Raw genomic sequence first — 26,271 nt, forward strand, 5'->3', positions numbered from 1 at the left:
TAGACCGCAATTTAAAGACACTCATTCTTCTAATTTGAATAAGGTGGATGGGTAAAAGTTCCATGGTAAAACATTCATTAATTTATCTTTTGTCCTACGTTCCTTTGAGCCCATTGGTTTATTACTCATTATTTTTTTTCGCATCGGACGAGGCTTAATCATTTTTTCATTTCGATAAAATAAAGGCATCACCATTTGATTATTTTCTATTTGATGTTTTGCGGTTTTCGATTGAATATTTGCAAATCTTTCGTTTCCAAAATTTCTCTTTACCGCATCAAAATCAAGCTCTCTTTTCAGTTGTCCATTTTTAAGCCATTCTTTCCAAATTCCTTTGGGTTTGCCATTTTCGTAAGAGCCTTCAAACGCCAATTGACCATTTTCATGATAGACTTTCCAAAGGCCATCTTTGGCGTGCGATTTATAAAACCCTTCGATAGCAACTCCTCCGCTTTTATACCATACGCGCCACAAACCATCTTTACCGTCAGAAGTATAAGATCCTTCAAAAGCAATTTTTCCATCTGGGCGCCAACCCTTCCAAACGCCATTTAACTCACCCGCTACGTATTTACCTTCTCTTTTCAATTGTCCGCTTTCATAAAATTCTTTCCATATACCAGCCTTCCTACCAAATAAATATTGTCCGATCAGCGAAACTTGTCCATTTTTATAATATTCCTTCCAAGCGCCATCCAACGATCCCAATTCATAGTTACCTTCTTTCTTCAACTCTCCGCTTTCATAGAATTCTCTCCAGAGACCATCGAGTTTGTCTAATTTATAAGTAGTCTCATACGCCACTTTTCCATTTGAACGGAACTGTTTCGAAACACCATCAAGCATATCTGCTTTATAATTTTTGATCCATTCCAATTGTCCATCTCTAGACCAAGATTTGAATACACCATTTTTCATATCGGATTTATACGACGTAAGCTCTTTTAATCGTCCATTTTCATACAATTCTTTCCAAGAACCTTCCTTGTTTCCGTGCTTGTAATATGCCTCAGATTTCAATCGTCCATTTGGATACCAAGATTGCCATACGCCATTAGGTTCACCTGATTTATAATATTCGACAAGTTCCATTTTCCCGTTTTCATACCAAGATTTCCATACGCCATCCATGTTACCGAATTTGTAATTTATTTCAGACGCCAATTGACCATTTTTATACCATACTTTCCACACGCCATTAGGCTCACCCGATTTATAATACTCTGCCGTTTTCAACTGACCATTTTCAAACCACTTTTTCCATTCACCATCACATGTTCCAGCTTTATATTTCTTTTCTGACAACAGTTGTCCATTACTATTCCATTCTTTCCAAACACTATCCATCAGACCATTTGCATAATATTTTTCGAACATGATTTGGCCATTTGGAAACCATGATTTCCAAAATCCTAACCTTTCTTTTTCTTCATATAACTTTTCATCAATCAATGTACCATCGCCATACCACGTTTTCCAAGTTCCTTTCCTTTTTCCATCATCATAAGCCCCTTCTATAGCCTTCACTCCACTATCATACCATTCATTCCAAGCGCCATCCAAAATACCGCTTTTATACATACACTCTAATTGCAATTGTCCATTTGCAAACCATTTTTTCAATGGTCCCTCTATAAGACCAATTTTATAGTATTCATCTAATTTTAATTTTCCATTTTCGTGCCATGTTTTCCAAGGGCCTTCTTTTCGACCAGCTTTATATTGTCCTTTTTGTTTTATTTTCCCACTTTTGTAATACGAGATAAACTTATCCTCATTGCCATTCTGATCTAATGTTGTTATAGACTCTATTTCACCACTATCGTAATATTCTTTACGCGAGAAAACTTCTTTGTCGCAGGCGACGAAGAAGAAAAGTGAAGCAAAAAGCAATGTGAATAAGATGACTTTTCGGAATTTCATAAGCAGAGCGCAATTTAAAATTATTCTTCCTGCAAATTACAACATACGAAGGAGATTGATTATAGACAATCTGTTAAATTATCGTAAATAAAGGAGATGCCCGGTCGAGGCCGGGCATGACAACATTGGTTTAACGAACTTATTCTGCGGTTTTGCGGTATGCTTTGGGCGAGACTCCGACGAGGCGCTTGAAGAACTTTCCAAAGAAAGAAACGTCCGGGAAGTTCAGAATCTTAGAGACTTTCTGGATGTCTCTGGAAGACGAGCGCAACAGAACTTTCGCATCGAGCGCGATATGCTCATCAATCCAGCGCTTGGCATTCTTGCCAGTCTGCTCTTCGGCAACAGCGGAGAGGTACTTCGGCGTAATCCCAAGTTCATCGGCGTAGAATTTCACGGAATGTTGCTCGCGATGGTGTTCGACAACGAGGTCAATAAACTGCGAAAACAGCACTTGACCACGACTCTTGACGACATCAACGGTTATCGGATTATTAATCATTCCAATGCACTCGTACAATAGCGCAATCAAATGATTTTTCAGGACTTGCAGACGACACGTATTATTTTCTGTCGTTTCAAATTTTTTCTTCAGGAATTCAAAACTTGCATTCAATTGTTCAAATTCATCTTTATTCAATTGACGCAAGGGGCTTTCACGGTATTTCAAAATCAATCGCGTATTATCATCAAAGCGAATAATCAGTTCCTCAATCATGTTCTTGGAACTTGCGATGCAAATTGGATCAAAATCATCGGATGCCTTCTTGGCTTTCAGAACCTGATCCGGAAATACGATAAACAACGAGCCTGCTTCGAGTTTATAGGTTTTGAGGTCCAGTTCGACTTCAACAGAACCGCGCCTCACAAGAAGCAACACTGCAGCCTGCACCTTCACATAATTTTCGAGCCCAAACTCCTTGAGATTGGAGAACATAGCAATCTTGTCGGGCAAAACATTTACCTGTTGCAGATAATTCAGCATCGAAAAATCCGCAGTACGAATATTTCCGTTCTTATGCAATTGGAAGTTAGTCATTATATAAACATCTTAGTAAAATGTTTAATGAATGTCAATGGATCCCCTCCCTAACGGTCGAGGATGACATTTCTAATAACTAGTAACTAAGGACTAATAACTCCATTAAAACAGTTTATAGCTGAAGTACAGGGTGTACGCAAAGATGCCGCGGCTCATGGGTTCAAAGAATTCAGAAGAGTAAGCAGCTATCTTGGCATAAGCATCAAGGCGCCCGCCCATAGCAATTTTATTCGTCAAATCATATTCCGCAGAGGTATAATTCATAAGTAACACGTCCCAGCCATCGGCGCCATAGTGAGGTAACGAGCCCGGAATTGTATGCAACGCATCAACAACCATCTTATTCTTGAGGCGGAACTTTTTCCCAATCGAAACTTCAACACCCAAGACATATTTTGCACCCATATTGTACTGATAATTGTCCATGTCCGATTCATACTCCGGATGCACAGCCTGAATCAAATCATCATAACCCATGTCCGTTGTGCCAAGCAATATAAAGTAAATCTGATGATACATGCGGAACCTGAGAGACGGCAAAAGCCAAAGCGAAAAATCGATACCCGTGCCAACAGAAATGGTGCCGACCGTTGCGAAGTCACCGTAGAACGTGCAATAGTCGAGATACGTCGCAAAATCAACCCAATGCCCTCGCCCATGTACGCCTGCATTCGAAAGTTTTCCGGTTACATCGAGTTGGAATAACGTTCCATCAGGGCCAACTTCGCCATGCGTTAACAAAGTAAAATAATCAAATGGACGCTTGACTTTCCTGAAGGGTTTACCATATTCAATCTCGGCACCATACATAAAATGCTTATCATCCCAACGCTGGTCCAAATCGTCTTCATTGCGGCCACCATAGCGATAAATATTTCCAAAATGCGAACCAGAGCCTAAAAATACGGACAAATCCATCGGGGTATTTCCCGTAATGCCATCGCGATTACCAAAAATTTTCCTTTGTAAGTAAGCGGAATGAGCAATACCAAAAGCGCCAACTTGATTGTACCAGGCAGATTCATCAACTCCATAAAGTTTACGCGAAAGTCTGTAGAGAACTTCCCCATAAACAGCGCCGCCAATTGAGGTGGCTATCAAATCATTAATGGAGGGGTATTCCGTCTCGGCAAACATTTCCCAAGTGTAGCTACCCAAAGCTGCAAACAGAAGGCTTCCATAGAATCCGTAACCCGCACCGCGAGCAAAATTGTAATAAGTCGCGCCCTGATACGGATGGCCATAAAAGTTAATTGCCCAATGGTTGTGATCCCATTGCCATCCTTCCTTTAAATTGCGTTTCCAGTATTTCGGCCCCGTGCGCGCATATCCTTTATCCAACACATAACGGTCCCATGCCCAGACAAATCCATTAAAACCAAAAACCTCGCCCAAGACAATCAACGGATAAACTTCCTTGGGCTTGTTCAAAGCATCATTTTCGACAGTATCTGCAAAAGTAGTGTTGGTAATAGTGTATCCGATATTGACGGAATCGTAAGGGGTCTCCTGCGGGGCAATGGTAAACAAAGGAACAACGCCATGCGGCACAGGATTTACAATTTCGGTATTCGGAACGTTCGGAAATTCCTCCCCCCACGTACAGAACGAACAAAACAAAAGTACCATCAACAATTTGCGGATCATATTTCTCTCTTTTCTTTTAAAGCTAAAACTTTACTGAAAAAATTAAAGAGGAGTCTCGACGACTCCCCTAAAACAGAGAATGAACGACAAATTTTTAAGATGAATGGTTACTTCGTCTTGAGCAAATTGTCGAAATAAACGATTGTCTTTTCGAGGCCCTGACGTAAAGGAATTGTCGGTTCCCAATTGAGAGCGCTCTTGGCCAAATCGATATTCGGGCGGCGCATCTTGGGATCATCACCCGGGAGCGGCTTGTAGACAATCTTGCTCTTGGAACCCGTGAGTTCAAGAACTTCCTTTGCAAGTTCAAGCATCGTAAATTCGCCAGGATTGCCGATATTGACCGGTCCGATAATCTTGTCCTGATTCATCATGCGGACAAAGCCTTCGATGAGATCGTCCACGTAGCAGAAGCTGCGGGTTTGGCTGCCGTCACCGTAAATGGTAAGGTCTTCGCCATTGAGCGCCTGGACGATAAAGTTCGAAACGACGCGACCGTCGTTCGGGAGCATGCGCGGGCCGTACGTATTGAAAATGCGGACGATGCGGATATCGACCTTGTTCTGACGGTGGTAATCCATAAAGAGCGTTTCGGCGACGCGCTTGCCTTCGTCATAGCAACTGCGGATGCCGATGGGATTCACGTTTCCCCAGTAGTCTTCGGTCTGCGGATGTACAGCCGGGTCGCCGTAAACTTCACTTGTAGAAGCCTGCAAGATGCGGGCCTTTACGCGTTTGGCAAGGCCGAGCATGTTGATGGCACCCATGACGCTTGTCTTGATGGTCTTTACCGGGTTGAACTGGTAATGGATCGGGCTTGCCGGGCATGCCAAGTTGAAAATGCGATCCACTTCCAAAAGAATCGGCTCGGTCACATCGTGACGGATGAGTTCAAAATTGCGGTTGTCGCGCAGGTGGGCAACGTTAGCCATACGGCCTGTGAAGTAATTGTCCAAGCAAATGACTTCGTGACCGTCATTCAAAAGTCTTTCGCAAAGGTGACTTCCTAAGAATCCAGCACCACCAGTAACTAAGCAACGCATAAAAAACTCCCATAAAACGTCAATATGTAAGAAATATAGTAAAGGAGAATAATAAAGGAGATGCCCGCTCGGTGGCGGGCATGACAATTCAGCATCGGGCATGACAGCTAAATGACGGGGCAACGCCCGCCATGGTAAACTTCGAATTAAATTCTCATCGAGATGTCGAGAGCCTTGACGCTATGCGTGAGTGCTCCGACAGAGATGAAGTCAAGACCGAGCGTTGCAATCTGCTTAGCGCGTTCGAGCGTCATGTTGCCAGAACCTTCCACAAGCACCTTGTCACCACTGTCCTTGATGATTTTCAAGGCTTCGGCCATCATTTCGTTGCTCATGTTGTCGAGCATGATGACATCGACACCTTTGTTGAGGAGAGCACGGAGCTGATCAAAGTTTTCGACTTCCATTTCGACCATCAAGCCTTGCTTATTGTTCTTCTTGACGACTTCAAGAGCTTCGAGCACGCCGCCAGCAGCAGCAATGTGATTGTCCTTCACAAGCACCATATCAAAGAGACCCATGCGGTGGTTGGAACCACCACCGACGCGAACGGCGTACTTCTGCAACGTGCGGAAACCCGGAATCGTCTTTCGGGTATCGAGAACCTTGGTCTTGCCGCCCTTCAAAGCTTCCTGGAACGTGTGAGCAACCGTTGCCACGCCGGAGAGCTGCTGAATGAAGTTCAAAAGCGTACGTTCGCCCGTCAAAAGTTCGTGCGTTGTTCCGTCGAGTTCGGCAATCAGGTCGCCCTTCTTCACCACGTCACCATCTTTCTTGTGGAGCGTCACCTTGGCGTTTGCCTTGAGTTCCTGAAACACGAGTTCAATAATCGGGAGGCCGGCGAGCACGCCATCTTCTTTGGCGATGAGGCGGGCATGCTGTTTCTGGTCCGCAGGGATAGTCCATTCGCTCGTCACGTCGCCTGTGCGAACGTCTTCCGCCAAAGCGAGGCGGATCATGGTCAAAGCATCTTCGGTTGGGAATACTGGAGTAGAATTATCGCCGTACATTACTGTGCGCCTTTTCCGGTTAAAACAACATAAACTGTTCGTACGAGAATCTGGAAATCCAATAGAAGGCTCATGTTCTCATAGTAATACATATCATACTGGAGTTTGATTTGCACATCTTCGATACTCGTATCGTAGTGGTGGCAAACCTGAGCCCAGCCCGTAAGACCAGGCTTCATCTTTAAGCGGCTGATGTAGAACGGGATCTGTTCGCGGAGCTTTCCGATAAACACGGCGCGTTCCGGACGCGGGCCCACCATGCTCATATCGCCTTTCAAAACACAAAGAATCTGCGGAAGTTCATCAATGCGAGTTTTACGCAAGAAATGACCAATTCGCGTAATGCGCGGGTCTTTCTTGGTTGCCCACTGAGCGCCATACTTTTCGGCATCGGTACGCATGGTGCGAAACTTATAAACCGTAAACGGCTTGCCATAAAGACCAATGCGTTCCTGCGAATAAAATACTGGACCATGGTCATCAAGTTTGATAGCGATGGCTGCAAACAAGCAAACCGGCAGAGAAATAAGCCCAAGGAACAAGCCAAAAGCGATATCGATAATACGCTTGACTTGCACCTGCCAAGGCGGCATGGTAAAAGCAAAAAGTTCCTGCAATTCAAAGCCATAAACAAGGTTAGCCTTGAAACGACCATTCACGACGCTGTAAAGTTCCGGAACAATGTAAATATGAATCGGGAGTTCGCAAACCCACACCAGCACACGCATAATCTCTTGCGGAGATGTACTCTCGTGTGCAATGATAATGCCACTTACCTTGTACTTTTTAACAAGCGCAGGCAAGTCGGAATACTTTCCAAGAACAGGAACGTTTGCAAACTCTTTCGGTAAAACCTGATAACGTTCATCCACAAAGCCAACGACCCGTTGACCACGAGCCGGAGTTTTAGCAAGATCTTCAGCAATCTTTCGACCTGCATCCGTAGCACCGAGGACAAGAATGTTGTTCGCCCCATACCCCTTACGGAGCAAAGCCCGCAAGAATACATAAATGGACATGCGGAACAGGCCTACAAGCAAAATAGCAAGGCCACCATAGATAAATATCCACGGGAACCTGGAGCCATAGAGGTAGCCTTCATTCAGAGGTTGGTTTGCAAAAACCTTCCCCATGAATTCTGCACCAAAAAGACAAACAATAATCAAGACCACACCAATCACGACAGCCCGAAGGACGCGCAACACCTGGTGTGTTCTTGAAAGCAACAGCCATGATCGATACAATCCGGCAAAGGCAAACAAGCCAAGCCAGCCGATATTCAAGACAAGTCCGTAATGCCAGTAGCTATCGAACGTCTTGGTCGGATCAAACTTGTCTATAATCCAACCACTATGGAACTGAACCCAAAATGCTAGGGCGAAGCAAATCGACAAAGCTACAAAATCCGAAAGGATTAAGAGTATTCGTTCCATAGTAGTTGCGCGAATCATATACGACCTTTAAATTAAGCGAGGAAGCGGATGACCTGGCTCTTCTCGACGATTTCCGGAAGAGCATTCACTGCATCAACAGCCTTAGTAAGCTTGCTATCGAGAGTCTTTTCCGTAATGACAACGATAGAGACCTTACCCGGATCGTTGACATCCTTCTGGATAATCGTTTCGATAGAGATGTTGTTGTCAGCGAGTATCTTCGTAATCTTGGCGAGCACACCGCAAGCGTCACGGGACGTGAAGCGGAGGTAGTAGCGAGCGCTGGTTTCAGAGATAGGAACGAGCGTTGCAGAATTTTCGACGTTGAACCAGCCCATCGGGAGAGCCTTGCGGGAACCCATATCGGTAGAACGAGCGAGGGACACGAGGTCAGCCACAACAGCAGATGCAGTCGGGAGACGGCCAGCACCGGCACCGGTCTGGAGCGTTTCGCCGAGGTTGTCGCACTGGAGGTAAACAGCGTTCAAGACGCGGTTCACGCTAGCGAGCTGGTGATTGAGCGGTACAAAGCACGGATGGACACGGGCGTCCACGCGTTCACCGTCACGACGGTAGATACCGAGGAGCTTCACGCAGCAACCTAGTTCCTTGGCAATAGCGATATCCTGAGCGGTAATCTTAGAGATACCGGAAACGAAAATCTTTTCGAAGTCCACACGGTGTCCGCTGCAGAGGCTAGCGAGGAGAGCCGTCTTGTGGGCGGAGTCGATGCCTTCGATATCGAAGGTCGGGTCAGCTTCGGCAAAACCGAGTCTCTGGGCGTCCTTCAAGACGACATCAAAGTCGAGACCTTCTTCGGCCATGCGGCTAAGGATGTAGTTGCAAGTACCGTTGATAATGCAGCTCAAGCTTTCGACCGTAGAGCCGAGCAAGCCTTCCTGAAGGCTGCGGATGATAGGAATGCCACCGCCAACAGCAGCTTCGAACAGCACATGCAGACCCTTGCTTGCAGCAAGCGGGAAAATTTCGTGGCCATACTTGGCGAGGAGAGCCTTGTTTGCAGTCACCACATGCTTACCGCTTTCGAGAGCAGCGAGAATCCACTTGCGCGGCATGTTGTAGCCACCGGCGAGTTCCACGAGCACGTCGATATCGTTACCGGCGATCATTTCGTCGGCGTTGGTCGAGACCTTATAGCCCTTAGCCTTATACGGGGCAACTTCTTCTTCGGACTTGGCGCAAATGCAGGAGAGTTCGAGTTCTACACCCAATTTTTCCTTGTATTCTGCAATCTTCTGTTCAAGAATCTGAATGACACCACCACCAACGGTACCCGTGCCAATTAAACCAATACGCAACATATAGCGTCTCCATTTTAAATTTTACGCGGTAAATATAGTAATTAGTAGTTAGTGGTCAGTAGCTAGGAACTAGGTTTTTGTGACCTCCGGTACATTCATAAAATATTAATGACAATTGATCAATATCCAACGACTAAGTCCTAAGTTCTAAATTCCAATTGTTTACTATATTTAACAACATGGAACAGGAAGCCGTAAACCCAGCTATTGGTTCGATACTTAACAAGCAAAAGATAAAGAATATCGTGTACCCAGCCCGACTCTTCAAGGCTAGGTTAAACGAGGAATTTCTCCGCGCGAACCGTACCCGCAAGCCCTTCCTGTTTATAAAGATTTATTCCCACCAGTTCGATGTGCTCGGTTGGGGCCGCCCGTCAAAAATTGTCGAAAATACGTGGAAAATCAGCGTTCTTACGATGTTTTCGCACTTGCGTTTTATCGACGTGCTAGGCTACCTCTCCGACAATAGCGGTATCGGAATCATCCTTTTGAATTCGGACATGAGCACGCTCGAAGGAATCCGCAAGGAAATCCTCCACAAGCTCAACGATGCAGGTCTCATCCAGGCTCTCCGCCACAAGCCAAAGGCTCCGATTTTCCAGGCCTACCTTTACACCGGCTACCAGGAAAAGGACAACCTCGAAATGGATGCTAAATTGAAGGAATTCAATAGCACCAACGGAAGCTTCTTCACGCTCAACAGGCTTAACCTTTCGGATATTTGGGTGCATCCGCACAAAATCCGCTTTAGACACATCATCAAAAGAGTGGTCGACGTCACCTGCACATCTATTGCGCTTGTTGCACTTTCACCGCTACTCTTGTTCTGCGCCCTGGCAGTTAAAATTAGCGACCCGAAAGGCCCCATTATATTCAAGCAGACTCGCGTAGGTAAAAACGGCGCTCTGTTTACAATGTACAAGTTCCGCAGCATGTACGTTGATGCAGAAGAACGCAAAAAAGAACTTATGGCTCTCAACGAAACGGGCGGAAAGACGTTCAAAATGAAGAACGATCCGCGTATTTATCCGTTCGGCCATGTTCTCCGCAAGTTCAGCCTCGATGAATTGCCGCAGCTCATCAACATTCTTAAAGGCGACATGTCCATTGTCGGACCTCGCCCACCTATTCCGTCCGAAGTGGCCGAATACGAACCGTGGCACCGTATGCGCCTTTCTGTAACGCCGGGCCTCACTTGCATTTGGCAGGTCAGTGGTCGTAGCAACATTTCATTCGAAGGGCAGATGCGTCTCGATAACGACTACATCCGTCGTGATGGAAAACTTAGCGAAGACATCAAACTCATCCTCAAGACGTTCAAGGTCGTATTCAAAGGCGACGGAGCGTATTAGTCAATTAGGGATTAGGAGTTAGAAATTCGGATTTTTAATTCGTCATGCTGAGTTCGAAGAACGAAGCATCCAGTTATTTTTTGTAATAAAATTGACCGAATACCACAGGAATAATTCCGCGGCATGTTCAATTTCTAGTAACTCGGAACTTGGAACTCCGAGCTACATTTAGTATCTTTCCCTCTCGGTGTATGGTAGAACCGGTGTAGGGATATATCCGGTGTAATTTAGGAGTGAAAAATGAAAAAATATTTGATTTCTACGGCATTGCTCGCCGCTAGCGCTTTCGCAGCAAGCGTTACAGTCGATCCGAGCACAACCGCCCAAAAAGTGACAGGCTTCGGTGGCGCAAGCGTTTACTACCAAAGCTGGATCAAGAATCTCCCGGCAGCAGACCAGGAAGCCCTTTTTGACACCGCATTCACAGGACTCAACATTTCCCTGCTCCGCGTAGGTAACTGGTATCAGGACGAAGATGCTTCTAAATTGCAAGACGACATCGACATCGTCAAGGCTGCAAAGACGCGTCTCGGCGACCACATGAAAATCCAGATGTCCAGTTGGTCCGCTCCGGCAAAGCTCAAACCGAGTGGCGACTTGAACGGTAAAGTGAACGGCCAAAAGATCAAGAGCCAAAACACGCTCAAGACATCGAACAGCGATCCGTACGGCAAATACGTCTACAGCGATTTCGCCAACTGGTGGAAAAAGAGCCTCGAAGCCTACAAGGCTGCCGGAATCTCTCCGGATTACATTTCTCTCCAAAACGAACCGGACATGGAAGCCGATTACGAAGAAACCCTCTTCGAACCGACCGAAACTAATGAAATCGCCGGTTACAAGGAAGCTTTAAACGCCGTCTACGATGCCGTGAAGGGACAAACCAAGCTTCTCGGACCTGAACCGCTCGGCATTGGCTACAGCAACTTCGAAAAGTACGCCAAGGAACTCGACGCAAACAAACTCGACGGATACGCTTACCACCTTTACCACGCCGGTGACGGAAACGACAACTCCGGCAACAACTATCTCAATCCGGAAAACTTCCGCAAGCCGATGAAGGCTATTGCAGACGTGTACGGCAAGGGCGACAAGCCCATCATCATGACGGAATTCTGCCCGATGCTCGACGAACCGCGCGAAAAGGACATGCTCGGCCTCGCCCAAATCATGCAGATTGGCTTTACCGACGGCCGCCTTTCCGGCTATATCGCCTGGCAGCTTTTCTGGGGTTACCACTCCCAGATGATCGGTGTTTGCCCGGGCGCAGGTTGGGACTTGGATGGCAGCGGCAGATACGTCTGTGACGAAGCCGGTTTCAAGATTTTCCCGGAATACCACGCCATGCGCCACTTCTCCAAGTTCGTGAATCCAGGTGCAAGCGTCATTGCCACCGCAACTGCAGAAGCAAACCTCAAGACGGTAGCTTTCCTCAGCGCAAACGGCGACTCAATTTCTACAGTTATCATCAATACGGGTAGCACCGCAATCCAGCTCGACAATCCGGCAATCGCAGGCTACGGCCTCATTACCGCCGTGCAGTCCAAGGAAAACGGCCTCAAGAGCAAGAACATTTCTGTTGCAGCATGCACCGTTCTCCCGGCCCGTTCCATCACGACACTCGTTTACAAGAAGGGCGCAGCCGCTTCCACAGTCGCAACATGCAAGGACGAAACAAGCGACTCCAGCTACGTCGAACCGATTATCGTTCCGACAGCAGACGTTGTCATTGTCGATTACACGGCAACAACCGACGTTACGACCTGGCAAGCCATGGATGACAAGCTCTCCGCTGTCACCTACGGCACAACGGCAATCGATGGCATCGCTGGCTACGCAAGCGTTCCGCTCGCCGGCTGCGACCAGTCCGAAGAAACCTGCGGCTACCAGAACCAGCTCTTGAACATCAGCGAAGAAGGCGCCAAGGCACTCGCCTCTTGCTCTAACCTCGTCATCACCATGCGCAGCCAGGGCACTTCTGATGCTTACGTGAACGTGGGCGGTGCTGCAGGCGGCAGCTGGGTCGATTACGAATATGGCAAACTCGCTGCCGGCTCCAAGTGGAGCGAAACCAAGGTTTCTCTCAAGAAAGAAGGCGAAAACGGTTCTACCGCACTCACCTTCAACAGCGAATCTGCCGGCATCTACATTGCAAAGATTGTTGCCACAGGCTGCACAGGCTCCAGCTCCATCAAGATGAACCGCAGAGTAGCCTTCAACGACAGCAAGACGCAAGCCATGATTTTCGACTTGAACGGAAACCTCGTGTGGAAGGGTCTCAAGAGCGAAGCGCTCAACGAAAACGGTACCCTCAAGCCGAGCATCCGCCAAGGCGCCTACATCTTGAAGACAAAGAACAACGCACAGCGCGTATTCAAGAAGTAAGTAGAAATCTAGTCAGCTGAATGTGCAGATAGCAATTCGCTAGATGCATTCAGCTGTCTCTATAAGCAAAACGCAATTGACTTTTATGCAGAAAGCGGCTCGCGAAAGCGGGCCGCTTTTGTTTCAAGCATTTACGACAACACACGGAAAAAGGCACCTGGTGGAGAGCCAGGTGCCTTGGAGCTGTATTATGTGAGAGTTATTAGTGAATGTTAAGGTTCTAGGCCGCCTTCACCGCCTTCACCGCCTTCAGGTTCATTTTCATTCGGAATTTCAATGCAGCGGATTGTGAATGCGAACACCTTGTTAGAGGTATTAACAACACTTTGGTCTTTTCCAGTAACGAGCAAGTCAACTGCTTGTCTTTCATCTTCTTCAACCGGAGTTTCAGACCAGAAGTATGCGGCTTCATTAGCATCAACAACATCCTTAGTATTGACATTATAGTATCCCAAGAATTCAACATTGAAGTTTACCGTTACATCTTCTGCATCGTCAAGATCCTCAAATCCGTGTTCTGCAGCGTTGGCCATACGACTGAGAGCGTTGAGTTCATCACTATTCGGCAGTCTCCAGCCATCCGGACAGGCTCCAACAACTTCATCCTTAGGATTAAGTTTAAGAGCAGCGATTGCATCTTCACTCATTATCTTTCTCACGTCACCATTGCCCATTGCAGCATTCCAAGTATAGTAACGGGTTCCATTCTTTTCGAAGCTTTCGAAGGCATCCTTTTCATATTGGACCTTACCACCAACTTGAACAACAGACCAAAGCGCCGGATCACTACCTTCAGAAGAGTCAATTTGAGGCAGCTTGTATTCAAACGCAAGGTTTTCAGCCATCCATCTGCGACCATCAATGGTCACGAACTTATAGAGACGTTCATCACGAATATCGCAGAACTGCTTTTTCGCGTTATAGACCTTGCTACCGCACTTTTCCGGAGTTTCGATACCACACTCGGTTACACCACTCTGAATGTTACCAAGTTTTGTAAAGAATTCAACCAACTTTTCTTCATTATAGTGAGTAAGCGGCTTTCCAATCAGGTTTCCAAAGAAGCTCTGACTAGAAGAACTCGGGGCAACGGCATCACCTTCTTCTGCGCCTTCTTCCGGTTCAGCAACAACCGAGCCCAGACCGATGACATCATAAATATCCTCAAGTTTGGAGGGTTTGTCACAGTATTTATAGATAGAGTCTGTTACGCCATCGTAAGCCTTGCCGCAGTACTCATTCTCGTCGAATTCCTTGCCTCCGCACTTCGGAGTCACGATACCATTCCAGCAGAATTCATCCTTGGTCGTTGCACGATAAGTAACAAATTGAGCGGTTGTCTTAGTTTTGTTGAACTTGAATTCAGAACACAATTCAGCAACAACGCCATCGTTACAGAATTCTCTGTTCACGACATAGGCCTTGCCATCACACAGGTCATAGGTCTTGCCAAGAACGCAGAATTTCTTTTCTGGATCAAACGGTTCAGCACCGCACACGGCCTTGAACATCTTCATCGGAGCGTCAGATCCGCAAGTCACAGTAACAACGCCCTTGCCATCATCTACGCTTGTGCAGGAACCCGTAGCAGATGAACCATCGCTACCATTGGAACCATTCCACAACGTATCGACCAAGGTGCCACCGCACGCAACTTCGATACCAGTTCGGCCATCCTTGTTAATGGTTGTGCCAGAGCAGCCAATACCATTCATAAGTTTGGTAAGTGTGCCACCACAGTTAATTACGATACCGTCATCAGCAGCTTGCGTCGTACAAGCATCGCCATCCTTACCATCGGTTCCGTTCTTGATGACACCAACCTTGTTAGCGCCACAATAGACATCGTAACCGGAGTTATCGGACAAAGCAGCAACAGAGCAACCATCACCCTTGTCACCCTTATCGCCCTTAGCACCTGTTTTACCAGTATCACCCTTGGCACCAGTGGCACCTGTAATACCTTGCTTACCGGTAGCACCATTCTTACCATTCAGCAAGACACCAACAGAGTCACCGCCGCAAAGGATTTTATAGCCAGATCCGTCTTTCAACGACTTGACTTCGCAGCTAGCGCCATCGGCACCGTTAAGGCCGTTGACACCATTAATGCCATCTTTTCCATCTTCGCCAGAACAAGCGAGGAGGCCAAACATGAGTGCGGCACAACCCGCAACACTAAGTTTTGTGTACTGCATAATATGCTCCCTTGTTAATTTTCTCCATTCTTTGTGAAAAACTTTCACAAATCAAAGTTTACATTAATTTTTCGCAAAATGTTAAAAACTGCTTACAAAAATTATACCAACTTGGAATAAAGTTTTCTTTTTAACACGTTTTTATTACAAAAAGAATACAATTTAAAATGTAAATATTTTTAAATAATTGGCGTTTTTAATTCAATTTGGGCAATTTCGGTGGAAACGGAAATCCAAACAAAATAGCATGGAATCATTCATCTTTATAGTTGTAAAACAAAGTTTACAAAATGTTTTTTTGAGGAATTTTATTGTTTTTACCCTGTTTTTTTCGTGATTTTACTGAATCCATAAGGTTTTTGCACTCAGGATGACACAATGAAAAACGCTCTGGACAACGGGATAAAAAAAGGCCCGCACAAGGCGGGCAAAGTTTGTATTAAAAATTAAAGATAAGTTTACGTGAAGAATTAAGCCCAGTTTTCGGCCTTAAGTTCGCGGCCCCAGATTTCCTTGACCACATCTTCGACCTTGCGGTTTTCGAACAACATCTGATAGACCGCTTCGACAATAGGCATTTCAACGCCAAGCTTCTTGGCGAGAGCGCGCGTGCTACGGCAAGTCGGCACACCTTCGGCAATCATCTTCATGCCAGCAAGTACCTGGTCGAGCGTTTCGCCCTTACCAATGTGTTCGCCCACATAGCGGTTACGGCTGTGCTGGGAAAGGCAAGTCACGATGAGGTCGCCCATGCCGGCGAGGCCAGCAAACGTTTCGGGCTTTGCACCAAGAGCCTTGCCCAAGCGGCACATTTCAGCCTGACCACGAGTGAGGATTGCGGCGCGGGTATTGTCACCAATCTTGAACTTGCCGCCCGCTTCGAGGCCATAAAGCACACCGGAAGCAATAGCAATCACATTCTTCACGGAACCGCAGAGTTCCACACCAACGATGTCGGTCGAAGTATAGACGCGGAGGTAAGAGCAACTCATAGCCTGCTGCACAACCTTTGCAGAGTCTTCGTTCACGCAAGCAGCGACAATAGCGGTAAGCACGTGGCGGCTCACTTCTTCGGCATGAGACGGACCGCTAAAGGCAACCATCTTATCTTCGGTCAGCCAAGGAACCTTTTCGAGGATGACTTCGCTCATGAGCTGGTCCGTGCCTTCGAGAATACCCTTCGTAGCGCAGACAACAATCGGTTCCTTGCCCTTTTCCGGAGTCCAGGAGCCAAGATTTGCGGCAACGCTTGCCATAAACTGAGACGGAACAACAATAAGAACCATGTCGCAACCGTTCAATGCGGCATGCATGTCGGTCGTATATTTAAAATCAGCCGGGAAAATAACGCCAGGAAGCTTGTCCTTGTACTGGTGTTCGGTGGAGAGAAGGTCTACTTCTGCTTGGGAATTGGTCCAAAAAGTGAGTTCGTTCTTGTTTTCGTAAACAACTTGACCGAGGGTCAAACCCCAGCCACCGGTACCTAAAACTGTAACTTTCATAATATGATTCCTAGTTAATAGTCTATAGTCATTTGCCAATGGTTAACATTGCCAAAAATCATTGCCGCATATAATCTACAATATTTTATGGACTTGCAGCCATCAATATTCATAAAATGTAAGGGAGATTCCACGAAGTGGAATGACAATGGAGCCGAGCGATGCAGAAACATGCTTGCATGTTTCTATATCCGAGGCGAACATGTCAGGCCCCTTTAGGGGAATGACAAGATTCAGCGAGAATGACAAATCCTTACTGGGACTATCGCTACGCTCTAGTCCCAAATGCTGGTCTCGGTCATGTCCAAGCAAGCTTGGCCGCGACACTCAACCTACGCATTTGTTTTGCGCTTGGAGCCGAAGCCGTTCTCGGTGCCGTTGAGGAGGCGCTTGATGTTCGACTTGTGCTTCACGATGACAAACACAGCGACAATCACAGCGAGAATCATCTGGCCAAGGTTGATGCTTTCGAAGTAGTATTCCGGGCAAACATAGCCAAACACAGAAAGAGCGCCGAGAAGCCCGCAACCGAAAATGCTACCGACAGACACATATTTCGTAGTGACCGTGAGAAGAATCCAGAGGGCAAATGCGCAAAGGACAGTCAAGGGAGAAATTGCAAGGAACACGCCGAGGGCAGCGAGCACGCCCTTACCACCGCGGAAACCAGCAAAGCAAGTGAAGCTGTGGCCGAGAATCACGAGGAGGCCAGCGACGAGCGGTACCCATGCGCTGTAATCGGCGCCGCCAGCGGCGACCTGAGCTTCGCACATTTTCTGAGCGATAAACGGTCCAAAGAAACCCTTGAGCAAATCCATGAACACGACCGGGAGCGCAGGCTTCCAGCCGAGCACGCGGAATGTATTCGTGAGGCCCGCATTCTTGGAGCCGTAATCACGAATGTCAAAGTCCTTACCTTTCGCGAGTTTTGCGATCCATATGGCGCTGGGGATCGACCCCAGCAAGTACGCTATTGGAAGACTCAGTAAACTGTTCAAGTTCTTCATCCTTTCTAAGGGTTAACTTTCTATCAAAATTCAAGCGGAGCGGAGCGCCCTGCAATTGGAACACGTCGTAGAACTTTTTGAGCAAGTAACGCTTGTACGATTCGTCGACAAGTTCCGGCGTGCGAGTTTCGATGTCAATGACCGGCGGTTCCACCATGATTTGGCAGGCGCGGGTAAGCATAACGACACGACCATTGTGGCTCGGAGGAGCTTTCTCCTGCAAGAAGTTCGCAAAACTTTCGGCAACGCGGTCACGGCCAAGCACGCGACGGCAGTTGGCATAGACGGTCTGAATAGCCTGAATCACGCGCCCCACACGTTGGCCTTCCTTGGCACTGATTGAAAGAATCGGAACAAATTCAAGCATCGGTTCGCGTTCGAGGAGTTCCTTGACCATGTGGTCGAAGGACTTGTCGTTCTTGTTCGGGAGGATGTCCCACTTGTTCAGCACGACGACGAGACCCTTGCCCGCCTTGCGGATTTCCGTGATGATGCGGTAGTCCTGAATTTCCATGCCGCGCGTGCAATCAACGACGAGCACGGACAAATCAGAACGGCGAATACTTTCGAGCGTACGCATGTTGCTGAATACTTCCACTTCGTCTTCGACGCGAGCCTTTTTGCGGAGGCCTGCGGTATCGGTAACGACAAACTTTTGTCCGTCAACGACAAAGTCACAGTCAATGGAATCGCGGGTCGTACCCGGAATGTCCGAAACAACAGCGCGATCTTCGTTCAACAGGCGGTTGAGGAGCGTACTCTTGCCTGCGTTCGGGCGGCCAAGAATGGCAAAGCGCACCGGACGTTCTTCGCGGCGTTCGCCACGAACCGGAGTCGGGAGCACGGAGACCACTTCGTCCAAAAGCGAGAGGCAAGCATAGCCGGTCAAAGCACTAATTGTACGCGGCTGTCCAAAGCCAAGCTTCAAAAATTCGTAGCTTTCCTGACGGTCGCCCTGCAATTCGCTCTTGTTTGCGACGAGGATGACCTTTTTGTCGAGCTTGCGGATGAGGCGTGCAAACTGCTGATCGAGCTTGGTGATACCCACGCGGATATCGACCATGAAGAGCACGAGGTCGGCTTCGTTCACGGCGTTAAAAATCTGGGCGCGGACGCTGTCCGCCAAGACGTCGATAGAATCATCGGGCAAGAATCCACCCGTATCGACGACTGTAAATTCGTGACCCTTGTAAATCGCATTCTGGTAATGACGGTCGCGGGTAACACCATCGCGGTCGCTCACCACGGCAGCACGGCGGCCAAGAATGCGGTTGAAGAGGGAGGACTTTCCGACGTTCGGACGTCCAATTATGCAAACGATAGGTAATTTCATCGGGCACAAATATAGAAATTGTGTCTAGGGGGCGTTTAGACTAAAGACCAGCGACTAATGACCAATGACTAACAACCAATAACAAACATCTTTTTTCATTCTTTCTCGCAAGAATAATATATCTTTGTAATGTATTTATTTAGAGTTTTTCCCCACAGGTGGGAAGGACATAGTGAGGTTATTTTGGCTTCCATAAACGGAAAGACGGAAACTCTTTGCATTTTCGGGCATCCGGTTGCACATAGCAAATCGCCCGCCATGCACAACGCATTGTTTAAAGCACTCGGCATCAATGCGACATATCTCCCCTACGCTCCTGAACCAGAAAATTTCGCCAAAGCCATTGAAGGCTTTAAGGCAATGAAGTTTCGTGGCGCAAACGTTACCATCCCTTACAAGACAGAATTTTTCAATGCAGACGGAACGGCCCGCCTGGTGGATGAACTTTCTGAAATTTCGAAGTTCACAGGAAGCGTCAACACGCTATACTGGAAGGACGGGATTGTCGGCGGGACTCTTTGCGGAACGACGACAGACCCGTACGGATGCGTAAGAAATCTTGAAGAAAATGGCGTGAGTCCATCTAACAAGAAAATTGCGCTACTTGGAAACGGTGGCGCCGCCCAGTCGATTGCTTTTACGCTTGTGGAACAAGAAAACGAGCTTACAATTGTTTGCCGCTCAAAGGAAAAAGGCGAAACACTCGCCGGTTCACTGAACAAGTTTTTCCAGTCCGGCAATGCAGGCAACAAGAATTTCAAGACTGTACAGGTCACGACATTTGGTGAATTCGCGAATATATCCGCAAATTTCGACATTATCATCAATGCGACTTCGGTCGGCATGAGCCCAAACGTAAACGACTCTCCGCTTACCAGCGAATGTCTGCACAAGGGTCAGGTCGTCTGCGACATTGTCTACACTCCCCCACGCACCAAGCTCTTGCAAATGGCAGAAGCAAACGGTTGCAAGATTGTAACAGGCGAAGGCATGCTTGTGCACCAGGGGCTCGAAAGCTTTAAAAAATGGTTCCCGAAGGAAACCGAAAACAAAACAAACGAAGAACTTGTCGCTATTATGCGCAAAGGAATGCAGGGCTAATATGAAGAAGCATCTCTACTTTACAGGATTTATGGCCAGTGGCAAAAGCCGCACGGGTCGCGCCCTCGCAGACCGACTCGGACGCCCGTTTGTCGACACAGACAACGTCATTGTAGAACGTGCCGGGAAATCCATCAACGAAATTTTTGAACAAGACGGCGAAGCGGCATTCCGCAAGATGGAACGCGACGTGATTGCCGAAATCGCACAGAGCGAAAAACCGCTCGTAGTTTCTCTTGGCGGTGGCGCCCTCACGCAAGCAGAAAACTTGAAGGTCATCCGCGAAAACGGAACAATCATCCGCCTGTGGGCAAAACCCGAAGTGCTTTCGGAACGCATTGGCCGCAAAAATACGCGCCCGCTCCTTGCAAATCTTACCGACGAAGAACGCCTTGAAAAAATCAAGGTCATGCTCAAGGAACGTGAAAAGAATTACGCCAATGCGGACTTTAGTGTCGAAAGTTCAAATGACTATTCCGAAACGCATGTGACAGAACGTATTATGCACATGCTCAAGTTCTGGGAAAGCCATGCGCTAGACGTGCACCCGAGCGAAGGCGGCCGCTACCCGATTTTCATCGGCAAAAACATTGTGCCGGATGCAGCGATCATGCTTGAAGGCTTACGCCTTGCACCGACTTATGAATTCTTGATTTGCACTGACACGACAATTGCCAAGGAACAGAGCATCAAACTTTCGGAACTCCGCGGCCAAGCAGGCCGTTGCCCGATTTTCAAGTTCCAGGCAGGCGAAGGCCACAAGACGCTCCACAACTTGAACCAGCTTTACAGCTTTATGTTGCACCGCGGTTACACCCGCAAGAGCTGCCTTTTGCAATTCAGCGGTGGCGTTGTTGGCGATATGGCAGGCTTTGGTGCCGCCACTTACCAACGCGGCATTCCGTTTGTGCAGTTCCCGACAACACTCTTGTCAATGGTCGATAGTTCCGTTGGCGGCAAAGTCGCTGTGAACCATGCCGAAGGCAAGAACATGATCGGCGCATTCTACCAGCCGAAAGCGGTTGTCTGCGACATTTCTGTGCTGAACACGCTCCCCCCAACCGAATACCTTGCGGGTCTTGCCGAAATCGTCAAGTACGGTGTGATTTACGATGAAGAATTCTTCACCTACCTTGAAAATAACGTTGAAAAAATCAAGGCTCATGACTTTGACGTGTTGAAGCACATGATTTTCCGCAGTTGCCAAATCAAGGCCGAAGTCGTGGGCATCGACGAAAAGGAAGCAGGCCTCCGCGCCATCCTCAATTACGGTCACACGTTCGGGCATGCGATTGAAAAGCTCACGCATTACGAACTGTTCAGCCACGGGATTGCCGTTTCTTTGGGCATGCGAGTAGCTGCACGCGCCGCAGTGCTCCTCGGAAAACTTTCGAAGGAAGACGAACTGCGCCAAAACAAGTTGCTTGACGCTCTTGGATTCCCGAAAACATACAACACGGATGTCGAAGCAGCATGGGCAGCAATGGCTGTCGATAAGAAGGCCGAAAAGGGCACTAGAGTTTATATTTTGCCTACAAAGATTGGAAAGGTCGAAAAAGTTTGTAATATTGATAAGGGTATTATTGCAGAATCCTGGAAAGCCATCCAGGCGAGTGAGGTTTAGATGAGTATATTGGTTACCGGGGGTACGGGATCACTTGGGTACAGTATTCTATCTAACTTAAGCGGCACCAATCACGAGCTATATAGCTTCAGTGATGAACTTCCGCAACCGTGGCAAAAGGTCGAAGGAGTACAGTACCTGACCGGTGATTTGCTGGACTTCAGGAATGTGCTGGAAATGATTCAGAAAGTTTCCCCAACGCACATTTACCATTTGGCAAGCCAGTCCTCTGTGGGGCTTAGCTACAAGAAGCCTTATGAAACGCTCAACATTAACCTGTTGGGTACGCAGACACTTCTTGAAGCGGTGCGACAGGTTGTGCCCAAGGCAAAGGTTTTGCTCCTCAGCAGTAGCGAAATCTACGGCCGTACGGAACAGCAACTGACCTATTTGCACAAAGAAACGGACCCCCCAAATCCGCTAACTCCGTATGCCACATCCAAGGCTTGCATGGAAATTTTGGGAAACCAGTTCCGCAATGCAAACGGGCTTCACGTTGTATTCGCTCGTCCGTTCCACTTTACAGGGCCACACCACAGCCGCCGTTTTGTGATTCCTTCCATCGCATACCAGTTGGTGAAGATAAAGTATTACGGTGCTGAACCGGTCATTTATTCGGGAAGCCTCGATGTAAGCCGCGATGTTGTTGACGTACGTGACGTTGCTCGCGCCGCTATCCAGATTTTGAACACAGCTGAATCCGGTGAAGCATTCAACATTTGCTGCGGAAAGTCCTACACATTCCGCGAACTTGTGGAAATGCTCGTGGACATCTCCGGTGTGAGCGTGGACTTCAGATTTGATCCGGGTTACGACCGCAGTAACGACATTCCGCTATTGATTGGCGACCCCACAAAGATTATGGCACTCGGCTGGAAGCCCATGATTTGCATGGAAGACTGCCTCTCGGATTTGTTCAACGAGATGGTTGTCCGCCGCCGTGTAGAGCTGAAAATGGGCATGGGACGCGACTTGCGCCTGTAATTTAAGCCAGCCACTTGCGGTTTATCCATAATAATCGCAGTTCAGCAGAAATTTACGATAAAGCGGTTCCACAAGAGCTGCTTTTTTTTATTTTTTCAAGTATGAGATTACAAATAAGAAATATTGTTTTGGGGATTTGCACCCTGCTTGCTATTTCTGCGACAACCCACGCCGCAGAAGTTACGGGACCGACCGGAGCCGATCGAGCCCTTACCGTCTCTGACTTTATGCCGCACAATCCTCTCACCAAGGAATTTAACGAAACTTGGAGTTACCAGTTCGTATTCGACAACGGCACCCGCGCCTTTGTGAACTATTCCGTGCTTCACGTGCCAGGATCGGGTCGTAAAATCGGTTGCGACTTGAGTTTCTGGAACTTCAAGGGAAAAACTTACTCTGTCGGTCGCCAGTATCCGCCTGAACGCCTTGTCGCAAGCAAGGAAAAGGCAACGATTGACATCAAGGGCGAATACTTGCTCCAGAACAAGCCGGGCAAGGGCCACCATGTTCTTTATAGCGCCGATAAAGGTGGCAAGTTCCTTTTGGACGTGACTTTCGAAAGCGCCGTCCAAGGCATGGTTCCGGGTAACGGCATCTGGACATTCGGCAAGGAAAAATTTGCCCAGTATATCCATATTCCGTACGGTCGTGTAACAGGCAAGATTGCCTACAACGAAGACACTTTGACCGTCAAGGGCTATGCCTATATGGACCAGACATGGCAAACTTCACAGGCAACCGAGATTGCATCGCGCACCATCAACTTTAGCACAAGCGACAAATCGCCGATGCACGCCGGACGCATTACGCTCACAACGGACGGCCAACTCATGGGCTACGCCTTGTACAACGGTCCGCAGGGCATGAAGGTCGCCATCCCGACAAAAATCAAGGAAGGCGGTTCCGATTATAACGGCAAGAAGTTCCCGAAAACAACGCTGTCCTTTGAATGGAAGAATGGTGTCCCGGCTATGGTGTTCCCCGTGAACAAGGTTTTGCAGAAGGCATCGCTTTTGGACAAGATTGATGGCTGGTTTGCAAAGAAGGCCATGAAGATTGCCGCAGGCGGCGAAGTGTTGTTCTACCGCGGCAGAAGCAAGAACGGTCTCGGCAAGAATATCGACTGGGCTATTACAGGGGTCAAGGACTAATGACGAAATTCAGGCCATGCATTGACCTGCACGACGGCAAGGTCAAGCAAATCGTCGGAAGTTCTCTTTCCGATAGCGGAGCGGGACTCAAAACGAATTTTGAAACTGACCGATCATCGGTCTGGTTTGCAGAACTCTACAAGAAAGACGGAATTAAAGGCGGGCATGTGATTATGCTCGGGAAGGGAAACGAGAGCGCGGCTAAGGACGCGCTTTCGGCGTATCCAGGGGGGCTCCAAGTCGGCGGCGGAATAAACGCCCAGAACGCGATGGAGTACATCGATGCGGGTGCTTCGCATGTGATTGTGACAAGCTGGATTTTCCCGGACGGCAAACTTGATCGTTCGCGCCTTGACGAACTTGTAAAGACGGTCGGCAAGGAACATTTGATTCTGGACTTGAGCTGCAAGCGTACAGGAATCGTAGACGGCAAGCCCCAGTGGAAGATTGCAACGAACCGTTGGCAGACGATTATCGATATCGAAATTACAAAGGAAACGCTCGAAGACCTCGCCAAGAGCTGCGATGAATTTTTAGTTCATGCGGCAGATGTCGAAGGCAAGCAACAGGGCATGGACGATGACCTAATTCGTTTCCTTGCCGAAAACAGCCCAATACCTGTGACTTACGCAGGTGGTGCAAAGTCGCTCGAAGACTTGATGCACTGCAAGGAAATTTCTAACGGAAAGATTGACCTCACCATTGGTAGCGCTTTAGACTTGTTCGGTGGCAAAGGAGTGAAGTATGACGACTGCGTCAAATTCAACAAAGCTCAAGGCTAGCGACAAGCTCGATTCACGTCCGGCAATTTTTGGTCGAAAGGTCACAAGTACCTTCCGCAAGATGTTCTCGTTTGACCACAGACCTCCTGGAAATATTCGTACCTGCTGGATTCCACCACTGGTGGCGCTGACGCCGATTTTGAATTTACCGAAGCTCTTGAAGTTACGTTCTTACTTGAAAAAAGAACGCAAACATAGAGATTCAAACGATGTACGTATTCTGTTTTACTCGGACAATCTGGACGAGACAAATGGCATCGCCAATAACTTGAGAAACGTGATTCCGTACATGCGCGCACACGGCATGAAGGCTTACCTCGCCGGAAGCGCATTCAACACTCGCCCGTGCGGTGTTATTGAAAACGGCTATTGTGTTTTGTTGCCACGCTTGTTCAGCATGGAACAGCTCGGATATGCCAACAGCGAACTTGCCATTCCGCGCATTTCGCCAGCACTCCGTTTAATCAAGCGTTACCCGATTGACATGATTGAGCTGGAAACGCCGAGCCCAGGCGCTTGGGTCGTTTGCCTATGCGCATGGATTGCAGGAATCAAAGTGTTCAGCCATTACCGCACCGATGTGCCTACATACGCCAAGACGCTTGTGAAGGCAAAGTGGATGCACACTTACGTGCTTTGGCTCATGCGCATTTTCTACTGGATGGCACGCCCAGTCATTAGCCCATGCGAAGACTATGCGGACATTCTGAAAAAGGACTTGAAGGTTCCGGCAAATCAAGTGCAAATTCTCCCCCGCGGACTCCCCTTAGAAAAGTTCTCGCCCGATTTACGCGGCAAGGGCGCTTGGGAAAAATTCGGAAATGCCCGTTCTCAGAGAAAGGTGCGCTTTGCTTTTATCGGCAGAATTTCAAAAGAAAAGAATCTGGAATTTTTGAATTCCGTTTGGAAAAAATTCTCTGCCAAGTATGATGACGTCGAACTCATGTACGTGGGTTACGGCTGGTACCTTGAAGAAATCAAGGAACTGTTTAAGGACAATCCGAGCGTTTGCTTTGCAGGCGAACAGGGCGGCGAGATGCTCGCAAGCCTTTATGCAGATGCAGACTTTTTCTTGTTCCCAAGCACAACGGATACTTTCGGCAATGTGGTCGTAGAAGCCATGTCTACAGGCACACCCGCTATCGTAAGCAATTACGGCGGTCCGAGAAGCATTGTGCAAGACGACAACAAGTGCGGACGCATTTTGCCGATTGACGAAACGAAGTGGCTTGAAACATTGGAAGAATGTCGCAGCATCAAGCTTGAAAAGCCTGAAGTTTACGAACAGATGCGAATCGACAGTCACAAGCGCAGCGAGCAGTACACACTTGAAAGTTCGACGAAAACGCAGTTCGAATTTTTCAGGAAGCTCAAGCAAGAAGTGTACGGGATTTGAGCGCCGGAGGCGCAGTTACTAGTTAATAGTCAGTAG

At 47.8% G+C, this 26,271-nt stretch carries 19 protein-coding genes; 8 read left to right on the forward strand and 11 right to left on the reverse strand.

Annotation, left to right across the window (positions count from 1 at the left end; genetic code table 11):
• Positions 1 to 21: 21 nt before the first annotated feature.
• From BUA34_RS03920 to BUA34_RS03950, 7 genes are all read right to left on the reverse strand, one after another.
• Positions 22 to 1,923, reverse strand: a complete 1,902-nt coding sequence (locus BUA34_RS03920; RefSeq protein WP_072827431.1) for a toxin-antitoxin system YwqK family antitoxin — start codon at positions 1,921 to 1,923, stop codon at positions 22 to 24.
• Positions 1,924 to 2,062: 139 nt separating this feature from the next.
• Positions 2,063 to 2,962 (reverse strand): helix-turn-helix domain-containing protein, encoded by a 900-nt coding sequence (locus BUA34_RS03925; protein ID WP_072827432.1) that lies wholly within the window; start codon positions 2,960 to 2,962, stop codon positions 2,063 to 2,065.
• Positions 2,963 to 3,067: 105 nt separating this feature from the next.
• Positions 3,068 to 4,612, reverse strand: coding sequence for a DUF3943 domain-containing protein (locus tag BUA34_RS03930; RefSeq protein WP_254794314.1), 1,545 nt, complete (start codon positions 4,610 to 4,612; stop codon positions 3,068 to 3,070).
• A gap of 107 nt (positions 4,613 to 4,719) precedes the next feature.
• Entirely contained in the window at positions 4,720 to 5,655 is a 936-nt protein-coding gene (locus tag BUA34_RS03935; RefSeq protein WP_072827433.1) for a UDP-glucuronic acid decarboxylase family protein, read from the reverse strand.
• Between the two features lie 146 nt (positions 5,656 to 5,801).
• Positions 5,802 to 6,665 carry a carboxylating nicotinate-nucleotide diphosphorylase gene (gene nadC, locus BUA34_RS03940; RefSeq protein WP_072827434.1) on the reverse strand — a complete coding sequence of 288 codons (864 nt, stop codon included), beginning with the start codon at positions 6,663 to 6,665 and terminating at the stop codon, positions 5,802 to 5,804.
• Positions 6,665 to 8,098 (reverse strand): sugar transferase, encoded by a 1,434-nt coding sequence (locus BUA34_RS03945; RefSeq protein ID WP_254794315.1) that lies wholly within the window; start codon positions 8,096 to 8,098, stop codon positions 6,665 to 6,667. The genes nadC and BUA34_RS03945 overlap by 1 nt, the downstream gene beginning before the upstream one ends.
• Positions 8,099 to 8,130: 32 nt before the next feature.
• Complete coding sequence (locus BUA34_RS03950) at positions 8,131 to 9,420, reverse strand: homoserine dehydrogenase (RefSeq protein ID WP_072827436.1); 1,290 nt, start codon at positions 9,418 to 9,420, stop codon at positions 8,131 to 8,133.
• A gap of 158 nt (positions 9,421 to 9,578) precedes the next feature.
• On the opposite strand from BUA34_RS03950, the gene BUA34_RS03955 reads away from it, so the two are divergent.
• Both BUA34_RS03955 and BUA34_RS03960 read left to right on the forward strand, forming a co-directional pair.
• Positions 9,579 to 10,772, forward strand: coding sequence for a sugar transferase (locus BUA34_RS03955; protein WP_254794316.1), 1,194 nt, complete (start codon positions 9,579 to 9,581; stop codon positions 10,770 to 10,772).
• 240 nt (positions 10,773 to 11,012) lie between these two features.
• Positions 11,013 to 13,157, forward strand: coding sequence for a glycoside hydrolase (locus tag BUA34_RS03960; protein WP_072827438.1), 2,145 nt, complete (start codon positions 11,013 to 11,015; stop codon positions 13,155 to 13,157).
• 212 nt (positions 13,158 to 13,369) lie between these two features.
• Here the strand turns inward: BUA34_RS03960 and BUA34_RS03965 are convergent, their stop codons facing one another.
• The 4 genes from BUA34_RS03965 to der all read right to left on the reverse strand — a co-directional run bounded on the left by BUA34_RS03965 (position 13,370) and on the right by der (position 19,197).
• Positions 13,370 to 15,355, reverse strand: coding sequence for an FISUMP domain-containing protein (locus BUA34_RS03965; protein ID WP_072827439.1), 1,986 nt, complete (start codon positions 15,353 to 15,355; stop codon positions 13,370 to 13,372).
• Positions 15,356 to 15,825: 470 nt separating this feature from the next.
• Positions 15,826 to 16,857, reverse strand: coding sequence for an NAD(P)H-dependent glycerol-3-phosphate dehydrogenase (locus BUA34_RS03970; protein WP_072827440.1), 1,032 nt, complete (start codon positions 16,855 to 16,857; stop codon positions 15,826 to 15,828).
• A gap of 332 nt (positions 16,858 to 17,189) precedes the next feature.
• On the reverse strand, positions 17,190 to 17,822 hold the full coding sequence (plsY, locus tag BUA34_RS03975; protein ID WP_175545418.1) for a glycerol-3-phosphate 1-O-acyltransferase PlsY: 633 nt from the start codon (positions 17,820 to 17,822) through the stop codon (positions 17,190 to 17,192).
• Positions 17,770 to 19,197: a ribosome biogenesis GTPase Der gene (gene der / locus BUA34_RS03980; protein ID WP_072827442.1), complete on the reverse strand. Its 1,428-nt coding sequence runs from the start codon at positions 19,195 to 19,197 to the stop codon at positions 17,770 to 17,772. The genes plsY and der overlap by 53 nt, the downstream gene beginning before the upstream one ends.
• A 183-nt stretch (positions 19,198 to 19,380) precedes the next feature.
• On the opposite strand from der, the gene aroE reads away from it, so the two are divergent.
• The 6 genes from aroE to BUA34_RS04010 all read left to right on the forward strand — a co-directional run bounded on the left by aroE (position 19,381) and on the right by BUA34_RS04010 (position 26,235).
• Positions 19,381 to 20,298, forward strand: coding sequence for a shikimate dehydrogenase (gene aroE, locus BUA34_RS03985; protein WP_072827443.1), 918 nt, complete (start codon positions 19,381 to 19,383; stop codon positions 20,296 to 20,298).
• 1 nt (position 20,299) lies between these two features.
• Positions 20,300 to 21,922, forward strand: a complete 1,623-nt coding sequence (gene aroB / locus BUA34_RS03990) for a 3-dehydroquinate synthase (RefSeq protein ID WP_072827444.1) — start codon at positions 20,300 to 20,302, stop codon at positions 21,920 to 21,922.
• The gene (locus tag BUA34_RS03995; RefSeq protein ID WP_072827445.1) at positions 21,923 to 22,906 is read left to right on the forward strand and encodes a GDP-mannose 4,6-dehydratase; all 984 of its coding nucleotides are present in this window, start codon (positions 21,923 to 21,925) and stop codon (positions 22,904 to 22,906) included.
• Between the two features lie 101 nt (positions 22,907 to 23,007).
• On the forward strand, positions 23,008 to 24,057 hold the full coding sequence (locus BUA34_RS04000; protein ID WP_072827446.1) for a hypothetical protein: 1,050 nt from the start codon (positions 23,008 to 23,010) through the stop codon (positions 24,055 to 24,057).
• The gene (gene hisA / locus BUA34_RS04005) at positions 24,057 to 24,839 is read left to right on the forward strand and encodes a phosphoribosylformimino-5-aminoimidazole carboxamide ribotide isomerase (protein ID WP_072827447.1); all 783 of its coding nucleotides are present in this window, start codon (positions 24,057 to 24,059) and stop codon (positions 24,837 to 24,839) included. Before BUA34_RS04000 ends, hisA begins: the two co-directional genes overlap by 1 nt.
• Positions 24,802 to 26,235, forward strand: a complete 1,434-nt coding sequence (locus tag BUA34_RS04010) for a glycosyltransferase (protein WP_072827448.1) — start codon at positions 24,802 to 24,804, stop codon at positions 26,233 to 26,235. The genes hisA and BUA34_RS04010 overlap by 38 nt, the downstream gene beginning before the upstream one ends.
• The last annotated feature ends 36 nt before the right edge of the window (positions 26,236 to 26,271 follow it).

Source organism: Fibrobacter sp. UWB12, from assembly GCF_900142485.1.
In the GTDB taxonomy this organism is placed as follows: domain Bacteria; phylum Fibrobacterota; class Fibrobacteria; order Fibrobacterales; family Fibrobacteraceae; genus Fibrobacter.